Here is a 17,980-nt window from a genome sequence, read left to right as displayed (position 1 = left end):
GCTAGAGGCGGTCGTAGATGACGTTCGGCAGAAATTTCATCAGCCCAGCGACGAGCCTCCAGCGTTTGGTGACATAGGCATGAGATTTGCGGGCGCGAATGGCACTGTAGATCTGCTTCGCCACCTTTTCAGGCGAAGCAACCCAGAAGAGCCCGTCACCCTTCGCCATCGCGGTGTCGACGAAGCCGGGCCGCACGTCGGTCGTTGCAATCGGCAAGCCCCGACGTGCCATGTTCTGGCGTAGCCCCTCGATGTAGTTGGAGACGAAGGCCTTGGACGCATTGTAGGCGGGCGCATCGCCGCCGCCGCGTAATCCCGCGATCGACGAAATGGCGACAAGATGCCCCGTGCCTTGAGCGAGGAAGTGCTGCATGCCGATATTGGCCGCGGCCGCGAACCCCTCCACGTTCACCGTGATCGTCTCGCGTTCCGCCTCCCAGCCAAGATGGGCATTTATGTGGCCGACCCCGGCACTGATCACCAGTAAGTCGAGCCCGCCAAGCCGCTCGATCAAAGCGGCGAGCCCGCGTTGCATCGCGTTCGTGTCGGCCACGTCGAATGCCTCGCAGATTATCGAACCGGAAGAATTGCCAGCGAGATCGGCGAGCAGGTCGCGGCGCCGACCGGTGACGCCAACCGAGTAGCCATGACGCGAGAGCAGCATCGCCAGCTCTCGGCCGATCCCCGAACTCGCGCCGACTATGATCGCTCTGTTCACGGTCAAGCTCCTGGAATGCGCCGGAACATGACTCCGATCACAGCCTTCGTCATCAGATTTCAAATGCTCCGAGAAAGTCGGCCATAATTTCCGCGGCATGTCGCTGCCGCAAGATCCGGGCGTTCAGCAGATCGGGGTCGGCCGAGACATCGGCTTCGTCGTCTTCGAAACTTGCCACGGCGACGGGCCCGTCGCGCAAATAGCTCTCGTCGGGATTGGGATCGCGGAAGCGAGCCGCCAAGCGAGTAAGAGCCTCGCGTATCGACTCGGCATGCGGACCGGTCAGTGCAGCCGCGAATGCGGATTGCGCCGCGCCGACGCCACCTTCCAGATTCTCGATGCAGTAGATCAGGTCGTGCGCATCCTTGCGCTCGAACCTCTGATCGAAAGCAAAGGCCTTGAGACAGGTGAAGGTGACGATGTCAGCGTAGCGCACGACCTCGGTGGCACGGCCCTTACCGTTCAGCAGGTCCGCCGTGATTTCGACGGTCCCGTGATGGTCGAACACCATGGAAGCGTGGGGGATGTTCAACGCCGAGACATTTCCGTCCGAAGGAAGTTCCTTGACCTTGCCGCCTCCAAGTTCCGGCGAGTCCGCCAGAAACTCGAGGATCATCGTCGTGCCGTCCTCGATCTCGGCGCGCCACCGCCAGGATTGCTTCGCACCCTTTTCATTCTCGGCGCGCTCGAAGTTCATCGCCTTTAGATTTTCTTCTAGCGTACTGTAGGCTTCGGTCGTCGTGAGGATTCCGACGTCGACGACGATATCGACGTCACCCGTGCCCGCATGTTTCGGGACTTTCGGTGGCCTGGCGGTCACGAGATAGCGCGGCGCGAGTCCGCCGACGAGAAAGACCGAATCCTTCCATGGTCCAAGCCCGCGCAGGAGCGTGACCAGTACGCGCTCGCACGCGTCGGTGACCATGTCCTCATAGCCGCTGATCGTCTGTGGTTTGGGCATTATTTATCCAGACATTCGCTACGGAGGTGCATCGCCATTTCACGGGAACGGCCGGACGCCTGGAGCAGGTCGAGATAGACCTGCAGCGGCGGCGCATAGCAGACGCCATCGATCCGTTGGCCGACCGCGACATCGCGCCGGCTCTTCGCCTCGATGATACCGAGATTCCACCCCTCCGCCACGGGCCGGGCGTCGAGATTGAGCAGCGCCTCGATCAGCTTCTGCCCGGGCTCGATCCGGCAACGGAGCTGCGAGATGGAAGAAAGATAGGGGGCATAGATTTGAGCGGCTACCTCGCCGGTGACCGCATAGGCGGCTTTCGCCTCGTCGCACGCCCGATCAAGGCGCAGCGCCAGCGCCAGTGCGTCACTCCCTTTCGGGACATAGTAACGCCGCACTGTCGGCGCCTTCTGATCGCTCGCATAGCTGGTCCAAGCTTCGAGAAGGGGCCGTGCGGCGCGCAATCGACGCTGTTTCGACGGACCCGCCCCCTGCACATCCACCCACTCGCGCCGTTCGAGTTCCGTGAGGGTCTCGGAAGCCGTAGCGGGCGATACGCCGCTCGCATCGGCGAGATCCTTCACGCCCAGCCAGTCCTGCCGCCTCTCATAAATTTCATGGAGTGCGCGCGCCTTTTGCCCCTGAAAAATGGAATCGAATTTCTTCGTCCCTTTTTTCGGAGCCGGTTTATCGAGAAATATGAATGCCTTTTTCCCCGGAATATAAAGCGAGCCTCCGAGGTCGTAATATCCGACGCGCTCTTCCCGAAAAATCTCTCGAGCGCCCGGCGAGATCGCACGGGCGACAAAAAAAGGAATGATTTCCCGGTCGTCACCGGAATTGCTGAGATGGGCCTGATTATTCCGAAGCTGCCAGATTGCTTCGCGCACATCGCGCGGAAAAAGCTGCGCCTTGATTTCGACAAGCAATAAGAGCGGCTGGCGGCCGATATATGCGCCGATCAGGGCGTCGGCGCGGCCGCGAGGCCCGATTTCGACCTCATATCGCTCGATTTGCGCGTGCGACTGCGGCAGCGCCAAAAGCGCCTCCAAAAGCGCATCGAGCAATTCGCGCTGAGAATTTTCAAATTCGGCCATATTTTGTGCCCAGCAAAAATCACCCTAAAAGTGAATATTCGGAAAAACCTTGATATTTGCTGCGCAGAAAATTTGCATTAAAAAAATGGAAAAAATTTCATCTGAAATCTGGAAAGCGTCGAAACTGGCAACGCTCCGGTGGCGTCAACGAAGGATTTTGGCGTCACCGCGCCTCGAGGGTGATTTCACGCCTGCTGAACTGAGATGGCAATTTGATCTCGATATCGCCCGATGTGATAGCCCAATCGGTCGTCACCAAGGCTGGCTCTTCGCCACTATCGTCCTCGGACACCAGCACCTCAACATAAATAGCCGCGCTGGAAGTTGGACGAGCATGGTAAGTCCGAATATCCAAATCAGGCTCTCCCCGCCGCGAGATGACATACTCATGACCCGTCTCACGAACGTCGGCTTCGACCTCAGCCAAGACTTCGACCTCAAGGACAAAATCCTGTCCCTCCTCGGATTCGTCGACGAGAAACACGCTCGAAATCTCAAGATCGAAGAACTCGACATCTTCAACCTCGATATCGACACGGCGCGGACGATAGGAGTTAAGGCGTGCCCTCAGCCTTTCGAGCAGGGACGCGTCTCCACGGACATGCGCTTCAAGACGCTTCACCAACTGGGCTGACGCCAGAGCCAGCGAGAGAAGCTGGGCAACGGAGTCCAATTGGATCAGATCGTCCCGTCCCTCGCAGAATTTCACCAAGTCCGGATCCTTGCCAACCACATATATTCTGGGTCGACCGGGCCGGATCCAGGCGAGGAGGCTCGACAGCACAAAGGCGTCCGGAAACTCGCTCTTTTTTTTGCCCTCCCCAAAGGGCGCAGCACCAGCAAAATAATCGTCAAAAATCGCTTTGTGATCGGCAACAAGGGGGATTTCGGTAAATTTTGCTGTCGCTAGGAATTCTCGAAAGCGCGCGTGAAGCAGTGCCTTTCGATCGGCTGGATCGGTATCACCAAAGGGACCGCTTTCTCCAAGCTGGCCAAAAATCGCGCCGTGCTTCTTCGCTGCTGCTTCCGCCTCCGCCAGCGCTTCCGAAAGTCTCGCTTCAACCTCCCGCGTGGTGATGGAAGTCGTGATCGGCTCGAGCGTGCTCTTCGACGCTAGATCGATCAGGCTGGACCAAGTTCGCGATTGCCAGTCGAGACCCGCCGCACGAAAAGCCTCGGTATCGATGAAAGCATATGGTGTGACGAGGCGCTGTCCGCGCGGTGCTGGTGGTTCGCTCATCGTTGCAAACTAGCTTTTGCGACGGATTTCCTCAATCGTTCCCTTGAGCCTCGCCGCCCAATGCGACGCTTGAGAGAGAGCTAAGAATGGCGCAAAACTGGCTCACATAGGCCGATGGACGGAGAACTAGCCTCAATTTGGTTCTAAATCTCAAATCGCCACTGCATGGACCGGGTCGCCGACGCTAGAGTTGATCGTCGGAGGTGACGATGATCATTTTCAAGATGCTGGCGATCGCCAGCCTGACGATCCTGACAGCATGTGCTCCGCCGGAGCCACGCAGCGTTCAATATTTCGAGGCCAATCTCGATGAGGCACGCGACGTCGTCCAAAGCTGCACGGCGGGCGACAAGCGCGGCGATGAATGCAGCAATGCCAATGTCGCGGTCGAGACTGCCGAGGGAAAGGCCAAATTCGAGCGGTTCCGCGGGAAAAAGTAGCGGGTCTCAACCTGCCTGACGCGCTGTTGTCTCAAGCTCAGCGATGCGGTCACGGCAAATAGTCTCGACGATACCGGCGAGATGCTGAACCCGCGCGCCGAGCCATTCCAGTTCGTCGGCGGTGATCGCGTAATGCTTCGAATAGCGCGCCTTGATGTACGCTTCCTTCAACTTTTCGAACCGCGACCGGTCGGCCTTAACTTCTCGCGGCCATGCCTCGATCAATCGATCATCGATCCGCTCGGCTTGGGTGCGCAGGAAAACAAGATTATGGATGTGCGGCGTGTGGAAAGTGCATACCAATAAGATGCAGTGGTAATATCGTTCCGTCGCCTGATGAAGCTGAAAGGCCGCATTGTTCAACCAACCTTCAGCGACAGCGCTTCGATAGTGATGAAGAAACTGCGCTCCGCTGGGATACCACTCATCAAAATACTCGCGCGCCATCTCGAGCGCCGCATGCGGCGTCATCGGCTTGGGTTCTGCGAGCTCCTTCCCGTCGGCCTCGTACAGCGCGATCCCGTCACGAGCGACGTCGATGAAGAAATAGCGACCCTGCGTCAGTCCGGCATTCACCTCGTCGAGACTGTGAACGATGAAGTTCACCGGCGTGCGGAGCCGCTTGGTCACCGACAGCTCACGAATGAGCCGGTCGTCGAGCTTCGACCAATAGTCCGCCCGATCGGTCAGCCGCTTGTCGTTGACGATGATCAGCAGGTCATAGTCCGACTGATAGCCCTTCGCCGTGTGCGGCTCGTCGACCCACCCACCCCGTGCATAGCTGCCGTAGAGGATGATCTTGGAAATCCGGCCCTTGCGCTTCCAGTCCTGCGTCGCGAGCGCCAGCGCATCCTCGAATTCCTCGAAGATGATCTCGACGACGCGCTCGATCTCGCGTTGCTTGTGCGGGGGAAGATGTTCGAGGCTGCTCTGCATTGGGGTCACCCTAACAAGGTGGCGGCACCCTTGCACCCGGAAGATTGTTCCGATGCGCAAGGGTGCCGCAAGATGGCCGCCGCTCAATCGGCGGGTGTCCAGATGATCGCGAAAACATCGTCGCGATCCTGCCCCGCGGCCCGCCCGAGATTGGCGTAGATGCGCCGCGGCCCGAACTCGGGGGTCGCGAGCGACAGCGACACATAGGGACGCCCCGATTGCTCGGCGACGCGGACCCAGCCGGCGCCGATCTCGGCGCCATCGGACCAAACGCGATAGTCGGGCTGCACATCGCTCGCCTTGCCGCGGTTGGGGCGTATCTCGATCGGTGCCTTGATCGAAAGCGTTATGAGCTGGCCCACAAAGCCCTTCTCGATGCTGCCGCTGACGATGCCGATGCTCGCCATGTCGATACTCCTGCTGATTTGCCCGGGACCATCCCGGGCGTGCAGCCGGGCGGGTCGGCGGCTTGAGGCGCTTGCGCACCCGAAGGGCCGAAGCGCAGCGGAGGAGTGAGGCTACGCCTCGCTTGCGCGGGCGCCGCCGCCGACCAGATTGGCGGAGCGCTCTTGGATGGGACCGATCGAACTTAGACAGTGGAAGAGCGATAAGGGCGAGCGATCGCGCCAAGGATATGACGAAGCCGAAAAAGGGGCTGCATCGATACGGATGCTTCCCGGCCTCGTCGCGGCGATATATAGGCCTGCTCTATCGGACGTGGTCCTTCTGAAGGCACGCGCTCGACGGTCGTAACTCTGCTGAACAGGATCGTGTCGATGCCGTGGCCAAAAGGTACGCGCGCCCTCGTGCTGCACAATGCAAAGGCGCGGCAGGGAGAGCAGGCGCTGGTTCCCGTTCGCGAGCGTCTCGCTGCCGGCGGCCTTCTGGTGACGGTCGAGCCGTTCGAGAGCTTGCCCGAAATTGCACGCGACGTGACACGCTTGCATCAGACCGCCGATATCATTGTCGTGTGCGGCGGCGACGGTTCGATCTCATCCGCTGCGCCGGCTGTGATCGAGAGCGGCCTGCCGCTGGGAATCATTCCCGCCGGAACCGCGAATGACCTGGCGCGCACCCTGTCGATCCCGCTCGACTTCGCGGCGGCGGCCGACGTCATTGTCGAGGGTCACAGCCGACGGATCGATGTCGGCACGGTCAATGGCCATGCCTTCTTCAATGTAGCGAGCATCGGGATCAGCAGCGAACTTGCGCAGAAGCTCGACCCAGCGATCAAGAAAAGATTCGGCCGCCTCGGCTATGCCGTCGCCGCGCTGCGGGTCATCCTGGCCGCCCAGAGGTTCCGGGCGAGGATCAGGGAGAAGGGCGAGTCGAGGACCGTCAGCACCTACCAGGTCGCGATCGGCAACGGGCGCCTCTATGGCGGAGGTAATGTCGTCGAGGAAAATGCCGCAATCGATGACGGCACGCTCGATCTTTATAGTCTCGAGGTCAAAAACCTCTGGAAGCTCGCCCTCATGCTCCGGGCCTTCCGGTCTGGCACACATGGCGCGTGGAAGGAAGTGCGCACCGCCAAATGCGTCGAGTTCGATATCGAGACGCGGCGGCCGATGCCGGTGAACACTGACGGTGAGATCGTCACCGCGACGCCGGCGCATTTCCGCGTCTTGCCTCGAGCGATATCGGTGCTCGCCCCGTGCGAATGCCCGACCACCGCACGGCAATTCCCGCTCTACCATCACTGACCGAGCGAAGGCCCAGCGCAGTTGCGGCTGCAGCGTGCGGCGACGATTTTCAGTCGTTCGAAATGGCTCTGTGACATCGCGCCGCGCGGACGTCCAAAAATCGTCTCGTTAAGTATTTGAAAAATTTGAGTTCATATCGAAGGTTGAAAAACGAGGAGGCACAGGGTAGTTAAATTAATAAATTAAGCAGTGTGACATCGACCATGACCACCATCGCGCAATATCTTTCAGAGCATGGCCCATCGCGCTCGTCGCTGATTGTCGAGGCGCTCGTCGCTGCCGGAGCGAGCCCAGAGGCAGCGCGCCAGCGCGTCGCTCGGGTCGCAAAACCGATACGCCGCTTTCCAGTCCCGATGCTGCCCAAGCGCGAAGCCTTTCTCTATCTCGACAAGGATCGGAACAGCGAACGCTTCTGGCAGAATTTCATTCGCGACATGCGCGCGACCAATTCGGTCTTCGCTGCATCGGTCGATGGCATGATCGCACGCGGCGGCCTCATCCGTGCCGACCAATTCGCGTCGATCAGCGGCGCGACGGTCATCCCGCAGCGCGGACAGCTGCCGGTCGAGACGGTCGCGCAACGCCTGATCGCCGCAGGGTTCATCAAGGAAATACATAATATCGACCACGGCCGATGTTTCGAGCTCGCGCCGTCGCTGGCTTTCGGCACGCCTGCCGGACTAAGGGCCCGCGACCTCACAGAGGGGATTCTGCTCGACGGAATGCGCGAATGGGCGAGGAAGATCGGATTTGCGAGCTACAATCTGATCCGCATCCGCGGCGACGAAGAACTCCAGCCCATCGGCCCCTTCGCCTTCGATTTCGCCGGCCCGAGCTACCTGCTTCCGCTCCAGGGTCCCGGCGGCAAGCCCGGCTTCATTGTCGCCGACGTGTTCGCTGAGGGGCGGCTTACCGCCGACGAAATCCAGTTCTTCATCCGCAAGGCGAGGATGCTCAAGGCGACCCTCAAGAATATCGGGGTGTTGTCGATCATTGTCGCGGAAGAATTTACCGGCGAAGCAATGAAGGCTGGCCATGCCGCGGGCGTGATGCTCGCCACGCCGAAAGATCTGTTCGGCAAACGGGTTGGGGTGGCGATTGCGTCACTATGCGAAGTCCTAAAAAATGCCGCCAAATATGCATCGTCCAGTCCTGAGCGGCTCACATACCTCCTCGACAATTTGCTCGACATCGAGGGACGCAGCCTCAACCTGCGCGGCATCCTATTCGAGTTAGTGGTCGGCTACCTCGCCCGGCGAAGCGCTATCTCTATCGATATGGGGGTTACCGCGCGAAATCCTGCGACCGGCCAGACCGCGGACATAGACGTTCAGGCCATCACCCAGCAGTCGAGCGCGGTGACAGCGATCGAATGTAAAGGCAAAGAGCCCGGCGGATCACTGTCGCGCGCTGAGGTCGAAATCTGGCTCAAAAAGATTCCGATCTTTCGTGCGCACTATGCGAACCATGCCGCCCTACGAGAAGCCGAACATCGCTTCGAGATATGGACGAGCGGAACGATCGATGCCGACGCTCTCTATCTTCTCAAGGAAGAAAAGGCCAAGCGGTCCAAGGCGCCGATCGACTGGAAGGACGGGGATGCGGTTCTTGCGTTGGCGCGTGCCGGAAAGGAAAAGGGTATCGCCGACGCGCTCAACCAACATTTTTTCAAACACCCGTTCGCCGAGGTCGGCAAGACGCTCGCGGCCGAAAATCCTCCAGAGTTCAATTTCCCGTCGTTCATGATGCCTGCTTTCAAGCCAGACACGGGACCCGGCCCCTCGGGGCTGCCCGCCCTTCCCGACCTTTCGGGGATGGTCACCGAATGCTCACTCGACGACGAACTAAAGGGCGCGAAATAGCCTCGCGGTCCGCAGGAATTTGACTCGATCTGGACCTATCTCCGCACAGCCGGCTTGCAAGCGACAGGGGCAAAGCTATGCTTTGAGGTGCATCGGGCAAGGCGCACGGTGCCAGGCGTGAGAACCTGCTTAGCTTAGTTTTCCTATTCCATCCTGCCGGGTGGCCGCTGCGCATGTCCAAGCCCTCGGGCTAAAGGCGGCGGCGCTTGTTCGCTAAGCAAGTTCTCAACGCCCGGCTTGCCGCCTTCGTCCCGAACGGGAAGGCGGCAGGTATGGACTTCGAGGACAAGGACAGCGAGCGACCGGGTATTGCCGGCGGCGACCCCTTGCCGCCAGAGGATTGGGAGCGCTTCGGCCGATCGGCGCGCATCGAGGCGATCTACTCCGAACACCGCCCCCAAATAACCCGCTTCTTCAAGAGCCGCGCGCCGACCCAAGATGTCGGCGACCTTGTGCAGGAAGTCTTCAGCCGCTTTGCGAGCGCGCGCGGCGGCCTCGCTGCGCTGGTCGAAGGCCCCGGAGCCTATCTCGTGAAGAGCGCCCGGATGCTCCTCGCCGAATATGGTCGCGCCGACGGGCGCCGTCACCGGTCGCAGCACGACAGTTTCAGTGACGAGCATGAGGGAGCGAGCGACCCGCACGCCGCGCTCGAAGCGCGCGACGTCCTTCGCCGGGCAGAAAAAGCCATTTCGAGGCTATCTCCGCTCACGCGCGAGATTTTCCTGATGCATCGCTTCGAAGGACTACGCTATCCCGAGATCGCTCGAATCAAGGGAATCAGCGTGAAGACGGTCGAAAGCCACATGACCAAAGCCCTTGCCGCCATCAAGCGCGCGCGGGGTAAGCAGTGAGCCGCGCCGAAAGCGAAGCCACCGCCTGGCTCGACAAGATGATGGGCCCCGATGCCGACCAGCACCGGGCGGCGTTCGACGAATGGCTGGCCAAGCCGGACAACGCCAAGGCCTATGACGAAGCGCGCGACAATTGGAACTGGTCTGCGGCGATGTCGCCGTCCCGGATCGAGGCCGATGTTCGGGCCGATGCCCGGGAGCGTGAACCCGGCGGGCGGCGATGGGCTTTTGCCACAATTCTCGCTGCGGTGATCGCGGTCGGGTTCGCCTGGTATCTGGTCGGCCGCGACAGCGATCAGCCGATCATCGCCACCAATTCGGCGCAAGGCGAGAGCCAGCTCGCCGACGGGACGCGCGTGACGCTGATGGACGGCGCCCGCATCGAGACGCGCTTCTCGGACGGCGAACGCCGCGTCATTCTGTATGACGGCCGAGCCAGGTTCGAGGTCGCACACGACGCGTCGCGTCCCTTTCTCGTCGAGGCCGGAGATTCGGTCACGCGCGCGCTCGGCACCATCTTCGAGGTCGATCTCCGCGCGGATGTTCCGCGCATCGCGCTGGTCGAAGGCTCGGTCGAAGTGCGGCGCCTCGAAGGCGGAAAGGCACTTCGCCTCCGCCCCGGCGAACGCGCCGAGGTCAGGTCGACCGGCCCCCAGACGATCAAGAGCGAGGAGGCGAACGTCCCGGCCAAATCACTGTGGGCCGACAATCTCCCGCTTGGCGCGATCCTCGACCGCGCTGGCCGCGAGAATGGCGTCAAGATCAGCTTGGCCGATCCGGCGCTGGCATCGCTGCAGGTGACGGGACGCTTCGACATGACCGATGCCCGGAAACTTGCGCTGAAGCTCGGCGCCGCGCTCGATCTCAAGGTCGAGTTCGGTGCGAACGGACCGATTCTCGGCGCGAAATCCGAGTAGGACACCCAAGAAAAACCCATAGGGTGTTCGGAGCCCCCGTCATTTTTTCCCTTCAGACGGCCAAAATCGGCCGCACGGGAGGGATGAATGACGATGAAATTTTTCGCGGCCGTTCTGGCTTCGGGCGTCTCGGCGACCGCACTCTATGCACCCAGCGCGTGTGCGCAGACGGGCGAGCAGACCTACAATATCGAGGGTCAGCGCCTTAGCGACGCACTTCGCAAATATTCGGACATTTCCGGCCGCGAGGTCATCGCGGCTTCGAGCCTGCTCGAAGGCCGACGCAGCAACCGTGTCCGCGGGCGACTCTCTCCCGACGCCGCCCTTTCCCGACTCCTCACCGGCACGGGCCTGACGATCGAACTCGTCGAAGGCGCATGGGTCCTTCGCTCGGGAAACGTCGATGCCGGGGAGACTGGATCGACTGAGACGAACGGCGAAGCGATCATCGTTACAGGCTCGCGCATTCGCGGTGCAGGACCGACCGGTTCTCCGGTCGTCACCATCGACCGCGAAGCCATCGAAAAGAGCGGCTATGGCACTGTTCAGCAGATGCTCCAATCACTGCCACAGGCATTTGGCGGCGGCCCCAACGAGGCAGTCTCGACGACCACGACCCGGAACGGCGGGGGTTCGGATTCGACTTTCGGCTCGAGCATCAACCTGCGCGGCCTCGGGACCTCGTCGACCCTCGTCCTCATCGACAATGCGCGCCCAGCGCTTGGCGGGATCGGCGGCGTCTTCGCCGACATCTCGCTCATCCCGGTAGGCGCGGTCGAACGGATCGAAGTGCTGATCGACGGCGCATCGGCGATCTACGGCGCCGACGCGGTCGCCGGGGTGGTGAACGTGCGGATGCGGAGTCGCTTCGAGGGAGCCGAGACAATGCTGCGCGCGGGCACCGCCGATGGCGATACGACCGAGTTGCAGTTCGGCCAAATCTTTGGTCGTGACTTCGGCGGCGCACGGCTGGTGCTTGCTTACCAATACTCGCAGCGCGGTGCGCTCGCGGGCGCCTCCCGCGATTTCGCGCGCGAGGATCTGCGGGCCTTCGGAGGCCCCGACTATCGGACCAACTTCGCGGTGCCCGGGACGATTACGGCCGCGAATGGACAGCGGTTTGGCATCCCGGCCGGACAAGACGGCCGCGCATTGACTGCCGCTCAGCTGATTCCAGGTGTCCAGAACCGCTACGACGGTCGCGTGAACAGCGACATTTTGCCGAGAACGCGCATTCACAGCCTTTATGCCGCTGCCGAATTCGACCTTACCGACACGTTGACCTTTCGCGCAAGCGCGCTCGCGGCGCAGCGCCGCTACAGCCGCGTCAGTACCGGAGACTTCATCCAGGCCGCGCGGGTGCCGGTTACCAATCCTTTCTACGTTGATCCGATCGGCACGAACCAGCCGGTCAGCGTCGCCTATCGCTTCGTGAACGACTTGGGACCGCAGATCGACAGCGGCCGGGCGCGCGGCCTCACCGCCTCAGCGGGCTTCGACCAGGAAATTGGCCGCTGGCGCGTGCAGGTCGGCGGCGCCTATGGCCATCAGCGCGGCATCGCGAACAAGGCCAATCTCGTCAATCGCCCGCGCCTTGCTGCGGCGCTTGCCGACACCAACCGAGCAACCGCATTCAACGTCTTCGGAAACGGCACCGCAAACAATCCGGTCACCATCGACAGCATTCGCGGCACATTCCAGTCGGTCAATGATTTCGAAAGCTGGTCGGCGGCGCTCCGCGGTGACGGCCCGCTCTTCCGCCTGCCCGGCGGCGAGGTCCGGCTCGCGATCGGCGCGGAGTATCGCCGCGAGAATTTCGACTATTACACCGTCAACGGATTCAGCCTCGCGACGCCCTTCACCGACCCATTCGACATCATTCCGAGCGTGCGGAAGGTTCGCGCAGCCTATGCTGAACTGCTCGTGCCGGTCTTCGGGCCGGATAACGGGATGCCGGGTTTCCGCAGGCTCGACATTTCGTTGGCCGGGCGCGCCGAGAAATACAGCGACGTCGGCCGAAGCGAAAATCCCAAGGTCGGCGTCCGATGGGAACCGTTCCAGGGCATTGCGCTGCGCGGGTCCTACGGAAAATCCTTCCGCGCGCCCGCCTTCGACGAGCTCATCGGCGAGGCGATTTCGCTGTTTCAGACCGAAGCGGTCCCCGACCCCGCTTCGCCGACGGGCACGACCAACATACTCGGCCTGTTCGGCTATGCACCGGACGTAGGTCCCGAAAGAGCGACGACCTGGACCGCGGGCATCGACGTCGCCCCCTCGTCGCTTGCCGGTTTCAAGGCGTCGGTCACCTATTATGACGTCGACTATCGCGACCGCATCGGGACGGCGAGCGAGGATTACACCCGCTTTCTTGTCGACCGGGCGCGCTTCGGCGGGCTGATCACCGACAATCCGTCGCTGGCACTGGTAGAGGGATATTTCGCACGTCCCAGCTTCGTGAACGCAGCAAACATCGCGCCGGGCCAGGTCGCCGCGATCCTGGACGGTCGCATCCGCAACCTCGCCGCCGAACGCCAGCGCGGGATCGATTTCGATGTCGGCTATTCCCCCGCATTCGCGGGCGGAACGCTCGACCTCGGCATCGCGGGCACGCATATCTTCTCGATAAAACAGCAACTGACTCCGGGCGGGCCGCAGGTCGATGTCGTCGGCACCTATGCCAAGCCGGTCAAATGGCGCCTTCGCGGTCGCTTCGGTTGGGCGACGGGCGGCTTCTCGGCCAATGCCTTCGTCAACTACATCGACGGCTATCTCAACCAGGTCGTGACGCCGATGGAGCGGGTCGGTTCTTGGACCACGTTCGACCTCAGCATCTCGCAGCGCATCGGGGGCGGCGATGGCGTGGAAGGGCGGGGCCTGCGGCTCAGCCTTGGAATCACCAACCTGTTCGACAAGGATCCGCCCTATGTGAACAACCGCAGCGTGTCGTCCGCGCTCGGCTACGACCCCGAGAAGGCGAGCCCGCTCGGCCGCATGATGTCGCTCCAGGCCACCATCCGATGGTGAGCAAAGCCGCGATCCTCGGCTGTCTCCTGGCCGCGGCATCGCCCGCGGCCAGCCAGACGACCCCGCGCGAAATCGCCGAGATTGCCGACCTGTCGGGGCTCGCGGTCTCTCCTGACGGAAATTGGATCGCCTATCGGGTCGAGCGCCCATCCACCGTCACCAACCGGATCGATATCGACTGGTATCTAGCGCCCACGGACGCCACCGCCCCTCCCCGCGCGCTCGGACGACTCGGCACCGCGATGTGGAACGACGCCGGGAGCGTCCTGCCCGGCGAAGCCACATGGATGCCCGACGGCAAGGCAGTCGTTGTCCGTGCCCTTGTCGACGGACGAATCGGCCTGTGGGTGAGTCCCATCGACGGGTCGGGATTCCACGAGATCGGGCCAAGCGAAGGCGAAATCGAGGCCTTTGCCATCGCCGCTGACGGTACCGTCATCTCGCGCGAAGGACCTCCGCGCGATGCGATCGCGCGGGCAGAGGAGGCCGAGCGCGACACCGGTATCTTGTTCGACGCGCGCGTCGATCTTGCCCAACCCCTCTATCGCGGCGCCTCAATCAATGGACGTCCTTCGACGCAGCGCTTCTCTGGTGACTGGTTCGACCGCGTGCCGCTGCTCGAAGATACACCGCGCGCTGTCGTTGCCCGAGACGCATCCGGCACCAGCGAGCGCCCGGCGAACGACGCTGAACGCGCCCTGCTCAAGCCGGCGCCCGGGCCGGACATCCCCGAAAGCCTCCGCGGCATTCTTCGGCAGCGCGGCGTCTGCGTCGCGGCGAGCGGCTGCCCGAACGATGCGGAGCGTATCGCATGGCGGAGCGGGCTTGCCGACGGCCGCGTCCTGATCGCACTCCGCGCCCAATCGGGCCAAACGACCCTGCATGTGTGGACGCCCGCGTCGGCGAAGTTCAAGATGATCGCGGTCTCGGCAGGACAGCTCTCGAGTGGGCGGAGCGACAGCAAGCCCTGCGCTGCAGGCGAAAAAGCAATCTTTTGCGTCGAGGCGGCCGCGTCGGTCTCACCCCGCCTCGTCCGGATCGAGGCCTCTGGCCGCAAGAAGATCATCGATTCCCCAAATTCATTTCCTGGCCGCGACGGGCTCCTTGTCGAAACGATCGCGTGGCAGGTGAGCGGCAGCCGTGCGTCGGGCATACTCATCCGCCCGAAGATCCCCGGGCGGCTGCCGCTCTTCGTCACCTACTATCGCTGCAATGGATATCTGCGCGGCGGAACAGGCGACGAATGGCCTCTGCGCGCGCTTGCCGCGGGCGGCATCGCATCGCTCTGCATCGACGTCCTCCCAGGCGGCGAGATCGCGCAGGATCGCTACCAGATCGGCATGGAAGCCGTGCGGGCCGCGATCGACACCCTCGACCGGCGCGGAACGATAGATCGCAGCCGCGTCGGCATGGGCGGTCTCAGCTTCGGAAGCGAGGTTGCGGTATGGACTGCCATGCACAGCGATCTTCTCAAGGCGGTTTCGATCGCCTCGGTCCAGATCGAACCCACGTATTACTGGTACAATGCTCGCCCGGGCCGCGAGACATTCGCCCGCAATATCCGGCAGAACTGGAAGCTCGGCCCGCCGGATACCGAACCTGCCGAGTGGCAGGCGCTTTCGGCCGCGCTCAATATTGATATGATCACGGCGCCGATGCTGCTGCAACTTCCCGAGAGCGAAGCGCGCCAGTCGGCCGAACTGATGAGCAAGCTTGCTACCAACGGTCTCGGCGAGACCCACCTCTTCCCCCTCGCCCCGCATCTGAAGGTCGAACCCCGCCAGAAGCTCGCGGCCTATGAGCGCAATCTCGACTGGTTCCGCTTCTGGCTCAAAGGCGAGATCGACCCCGATCCAGCGAAGGCCGATCAGTATCGTCGCTGGCGGCTGCTCGGCCCCATCAAGGGCGAGGCTTCTACCGACCGCACCCAACGTTCGACATCGGCGATTTCGAGCAGCCGGAAATAGGCGAAGTCGCCCTCGACGAGATCGTGCGCGAGGTAGGTCTCGATCGCAGGCTTGTCCAGCAGCCCGCGTTCCGCCAGCCGCCCGCCGAGCAGGAGGTCGGCGAGCGCACCGCGCTGGCGAAGATAGCTTGCGGTACAGAGGGAATCGAGCCGCCCTTTGCCGCGCCTCCAAACGACCTCCGGCGGAAGTCGCGACGCGAATGCGGCGCGGGCAACCGCGCGGTCGCGACCGCCCCTCACCCACGCCCAGCTCGGAACAGTAAGGCAAAATTCTACCACCGGCTGTGAAAGCAGCGGCGCTACGACATCGCGGTCCCGCCAGCGGCGCGGCCGGTCGACGAAGTCGAGGATGCGCCGAAGCGCGCGCACATGGTTGCGCTTGCCGCGCGGCGCATCCTCCTCGCCCGCATCCCAGGGATGAGCCGGCGGCGAGGCCGGCACCTGGTCCGCGACGCAGAAGCCGGTCTCACGGCGCCAGCCGCTCGGGCCGTCCCGCACCGCCCGATACGCCAAGCGAGCGGCCTGCCAGACCGTTGCATCGCCCGCGCGCGCGACGTCGCGCATCGTCTCGAATGCAGGGCGCCGCGGCCCGAAATGACGAAAGGCGTCGAGGATCGGCGCGACGCTCGTGTCGAAATCGAAGATATTGTCCCCACCGATGCCCCCGAAGATCGCGGCATCGGAAACGGGGAACGCCGATTCGAAGGCATCGTCGATCCCGCCGAGCACGCCATAGGCGGAGGGCCGCGCGTGAAGGACAGGCGGTAGCGATACCAGATCGATGCCGGTATCCGCGTGGGGCATTTCGAGAAGCTCAGCACCGCAATGCGCCGCGACGGCGCGCGCGTAGGGACGCTCGTCGCCGTCGGCACCGGACGAAACGAAAGTGACGGCAGAGAAATTGGCTTGCGCCGATGACAGGCCTGCCGCGACGATCGAAGAGTCGAGTCCGCCCGACAGCTCGAGCAGGATGTCGCTCCGATTCCCACACCAGCCTCGCAAGCACCCAAGGAACCGACGTTCGAGGTCTAGCGCAAGTTCAGCGACTGGTCGAAGATCGGGCTGCGAGACAGCCTTCCAAGGCGTCCACAAAGTCTGGACAGCTGACTCCTCGGCCAAAAACTTGGCACAGCTGCCGGGCAATAGCTCGCTCACACCTTCAAGCCCGGTCCGTTCGGTCCGCAGATTGGCGTACGCCAAAGTCCCGGCGATGAACTGCCAATCGAATGACCCGATGCCAAGCATTGGCGCGACCAGCTCGAGATCGTTCCAAAGCAGAAAGCCGTCTTCAAACCGGGTCCAGTAGATCGGCATGCCGGTGAGCGCGGCGCGCGCGATCTCGACCGATGCATCGTCGACGGTGAAGGCCAGATAGCTTCCCCAGCCGTCGCCGGGCGCGTGGCAGGTAGCGCCCGAAAGCGAATAAATGTCCCCGAGCAATAGGGCACCGCTTTCCATCACTTGGTCAGCAATGCCGGCGCCTGCATAGACGGTCAGTGCGCCCGCATTCTGAACGCATCGCAATGCGTGGCGCTCGGCAGCTGCCGCAAGCGCCAGCCCCCCGGACGTGGTTCCCACAAGTGCGAGAATGCCGCGTTTCATCCGATCGCCAATATTGGTGTGAAGTTGCGGGCCTCGGCCGAGGTTCCGGTCAACACCGCGCCGGGACTCTGTAACCAGCAATGTGCGGCAAAGGGGCTGAGACGCACCCCAAAAACCAGCCGCGCGCCTAGGCCGTGCGACAGGAGGATGTGGTCGAGCGCTAGCGCGTCGATCAAACATCGTGGCGGGGTCCGCGCCATCCAGCGCGATGCTGCATAGGATGAAGCGATGCCCCGAACCGCCGCTTCGGCGCCCGGCACGCCGAGCCGAAGCTTTGCGTTCCGCATGGCTTCCACCGTTGACGCGATCCGGTTTGGCCGCATCGAACGTCTTGCCCAGCGCAGCGCGCGGGACGCTGCGAAACCCATGCGGAGCGATGTCGGTCCGTCGGCGACCGCCGACAAATCGTTGGCCGGAATGTGAGGCGAGGCCGGATCGAGCTTCGTCGGCTCGCTCGACCGTGCGAGGAATCCTGTCGCCACAAGACGCCCCATCGCCTCGCTGTCGTTCGGCTCGCCTGCCCGAAGCCGCTCGAAGGCCGCGCGGTCTTGCCCGCGCAGCGCGAAATATTTGTCCCGGACAAGGTCGAGGAAGACGAGATCTCCGTCGACTTCGCAATAGCCCGTTCCGGTTGCCAGTTTCCAGCCGGTCGTCATGGCGCCG

At 62.6% G+C, this 17,980-nt stretch carries 15 protein-coding genes; 7 read left to right on the top strand and 8 right to left on the bottom strand.

Features of this window, described 5'->3' with window-relative positions; translation table 11 throughout:
- Position 1 precedes the first annotated feature (1 nt).
- The 4 genes from STE01S_RS11215 to STE01S_RS11200 form a co-directional block, all read right to left on the bottom strand.
- A complete protein-coding gene (locus STE01S_RS11215; protein ID WP_255265932.1) occupies positions 2-817 on the bottom strand; it encodes an SDR family NAD(P)-dependent oxidoreductase in 816 nt (271 codons plus the stop codon).
- Positions 771-1,679, bottom strand: a complete 909-nt coding sequence (locus tag STE01S_RS11210) for a hypothetical protein (protein ID WP_062767694.1) — start codon at positions 1,677-1,679, stop codon at positions 771-773. The genes STE01S_RS11215 and STE01S_RS11210 overlap by 47 nt, the downstream gene beginning before the upstream one ends.
- Positions 1,679-2,776 carry a MarR family transcriptional regulator gene (locus STE01S_RS11205; protein ID WP_062767692.1) on the bottom strand — a complete coding sequence of 366 codons (1,098 nt, stop codon included), beginning with the start codon at positions 2,774-2,776 and terminating at the stop codon, positions 1,679-1,681. Before STE01S_RS11205 ends, STE01S_RS11210 begins: the two co-directional genes overlap by 1 nt.
- A gap of 163 nt (positions 2,777-2,939) precedes the next feature.
- Entirely contained in the window at positions 2,940-4,016 is a 1,077-nt protein-coding gene (locus tag STE01S_RS11200; protein ID WP_062767690.1) for a PIN domain-containing protein, read from the bottom strand.
- A gap of 209 nt (positions 4,017-4,225) precedes the next feature.
- Between STE01S_RS11200 and STE01S_RS11195 the strand changes: the two genes are divergently transcribed.
- Positions 4,226-4,456, top strand: coding sequence for an EexN family lipoprotein (locus tag STE01S_RS11195; protein WP_037553321.1), 231 nt, complete (start codon positions 4,226-4,228; stop codon positions 4,454-4,456).
- A gap of 6 nt (positions 4,457-4,462) precedes the next feature.
- Here the strand turns inward: STE01S_RS11195 and STE01S_RS11190 are convergent, their stop codons facing one another.
- Both STE01S_RS11190 and STE01S_RS11185 read right to left on the bottom strand, forming a co-directional pair.
- Entirely contained in the window at positions 4,463-5,392 is a 930-nt protein-coding gene (locus STE01S_RS11190; RefSeq protein WP_062767688.1) for a HEPN domain-containing protein, read from the bottom strand.
- An 83-nt stretch (positions 5,393-5,475) separates the two neighbouring features.
- A complete protein-coding gene (locus STE01S_RS11185; protein WP_062767686.1) occupies positions 5,476-5,799 on the bottom strand; it encodes a DUF736 domain-containing protein in 324 nt (107 codons plus the stop codon).
- 369 nt (positions 5,800-6,168) lie between these two features.
- On the opposite strand from STE01S_RS11185, the gene STE01S_RS11180 reads away from it, so the two are divergent.
- From STE01S_RS11180 to STE01S_RS11155, 6 genes are all read left to right on the top strand, one after another.
- Positions 6,169-7,095: a lipid kinase gene (locus STE01S_RS11180; protein WP_062767684.1), complete on the top strand. Its 927-nt coding sequence runs from the start codon at positions 6,169-6,171 to the stop codon at positions 7,093-7,095.
- 203 nt (positions 7,096-7,298) lie between these two features.
- Positions 7,299-8,957, top strand: coding sequence for a hypothetical protein (locus STE01S_RS11175; protein WP_037553316.1), 1,659 nt, complete (start codon positions 7,299-7,301; stop codon positions 8,955-8,957).
- A gap of 206 nt (positions 8,958-9,163) precedes the next feature.
- Positions 9,164-9,808 (top strand): RNA polymerase sigma factor, encoded by a 645-nt coding sequence (locus STE01S_RS11170; RefSeq protein ID WP_162928260.1) that lies wholly within the window; start codon positions 9,164-9,166, stop codon positions 9,806-9,808.
- Positions 9,805-10,725: a FecR family protein gene (locus STE01S_RS11165; RefSeq protein WP_062767680.1), complete on the top strand. Its 921-nt coding sequence runs from the start codon at positions 9,805-9,807 to the stop codon at positions 10,723-10,725. The genes STE01S_RS11170 and STE01S_RS11165 overlap by 4 nt, the downstream gene beginning before the upstream one ends.
- A gap of 87 nt (positions 10,726-10,812) precedes the next feature.
- A complete protein-coding gene (locus STE01S_RS11160) occupies positions 10,813-13,749 on the top strand; it encodes a TonB-dependent receptor (protein WP_052181959.1) in 2,937 nt (978 codons plus the stop codon).
- A complete protein-coding gene (locus tag STE01S_RS11155) occupies positions 13,743-15,716 on the top strand; it encodes an Atxe2 family lasso peptide isopeptidase (protein ID WP_037553315.1) in 1,974 nt (657 codons plus the stop codon). The genes STE01S_RS11160 and STE01S_RS11155 overlap by 7 nt, the downstream gene beginning before the upstream one ends.
- Here the strand turns inward: STE01S_RS11155 and STE01S_RS11150 are convergent.
- Positions 15,617-16,960, bottom strand: coding sequence for an asparagine synthase-related protein (locus STE01S_RS11150; RefSeq protein WP_255265937.1), 1,344 nt, complete (start codon positions 16,958-16,960; stop codon positions 15,617-15,619). The genes STE01S_RS11155 and STE01S_RS11150 overlap by 100 nt on opposite strands.
- Before the next feature lie 353 nt (positions 16,961-17,313).
- Positions 17,314-17,973: a lasso peptide biosynthesis B2 protein gene (locus STE01S_RS20810; protein ID WP_037553313.1), complete on the bottom strand. Its 660-nt coding sequence runs from the start codon at positions 17,971-17,973 to the stop codon at positions 17,314-17,316.
- Positions 17,974-17,980 lie beyond the last annotated feature (7 nt).

Origin of the sequence: Sphingopyxis terrae subsp. terrae NBRC 15098, assembly GCF_001598815.1 — a bacterium.
Taxonomy (GTDB): domain Bacteria; phylum Pseudomonadota; class Alphaproteobacteria; order Sphingomonadales; family Sphingomonadaceae; genus Sphingopyxis; species Sphingopyxis terrae.
The sequence above is the reverse complement of the archived record's forward strand: the minus strand, read 5'-3'. Positions and strand labels throughout refer to the sequence as shown.

Bases quoted from the DNA above. Each gene is read 5' to 3' on its own strand.
- STE01S_RS11215 (WP_255265932.1), bottom strand. From the start codon at position 817: ATGCCGCGGAAATTATGGCCGACTTTCTCGGAGCATTTGAAATCTGAT.
- STE01S_RS11210 (WP_062767694.1), bottom strand. From the start codon at position 1,679: ATGCCCAAACCACAGACGATCAGCGGCTATGAGGACATGGTCACCGAC.
- STE01S_RS11205 (WP_062767692.1), bottom strand. From the start codon at position 2,776: ATGGCCGAATTTGAAAATTCTCAGCGCGAATTGCTCGATGCGCTTTTG.
- STE01S_RS11200 (WP_062767690.1), bottom strand. From the start codon at position 4,016: ATGAGCGAACCACCAGCACCGCGCGGACAGCGCCTCGTCACACCATAT.
- STE01S_RS11195 (WP_037553321.1), top strand. From the start codon at position 4,226: ATGATCATTTTCAAGATGCTGGCGATCGCCAGCCTGACGATCCTGACA.
- STE01S_RS11190 (WP_062767688.1), bottom strand. From the start codon at position 5,392: ATGCAGAGCAGCCTCGAACATCTTCCCCCGCACAAGCAACGCGAGATC.
- STE01S_RS11185 (WP_062767686.1), bottom strand. From the start codon at position 5,799: ATGGCGAGCATCGGCATCGTCAGCGGCAGCATCGAGAAGGGCTTTGTG.
- STE01S_RS11180 (WP_062767684.1), top strand. From the start codon at position 6,169: ATGCCGTGGCCAAAAGGTACGCGCGCCCTCGTGCTGCACAATGCAAAG.
- STE01S_RS11175 (WP_037553316.1), top strand. From the start codon at position 7,299: ATGACCACCATCGCGCAATATCTTTCAGAGCATGGCCCATCGCGCTCG.
- STE01S_RS11160 (WP_052181959.1), top strand. From the start codon at position 10,813: ATGACGATGAAATTTTTCGCGGCCGTTCTGGCTTCGGGCGTCTCGGCG.
- STE01S_RS11155 (WP_037553315.1), top strand. From the start codon at position 13,743: ATGGTGAGCAAAGCCGCGATCCTCGGCTGTCTCCTGGCCGCGGCATCG.
- STE01S_RS11150 (WP_255265937.1), bottom strand. From the start codon at position 16,960: ATGCTTGGCATCGGGTCATTCGATTGGCAGTTCATCGCCGGGACTTTG.
- STE01S_RS20810 (WP_037553313.1), bottom strand. From the start codon at position 17,973: ATGACGACCGGCTGGAAACTGGCAACCGGAACGGGCTATTGCGAAGTC.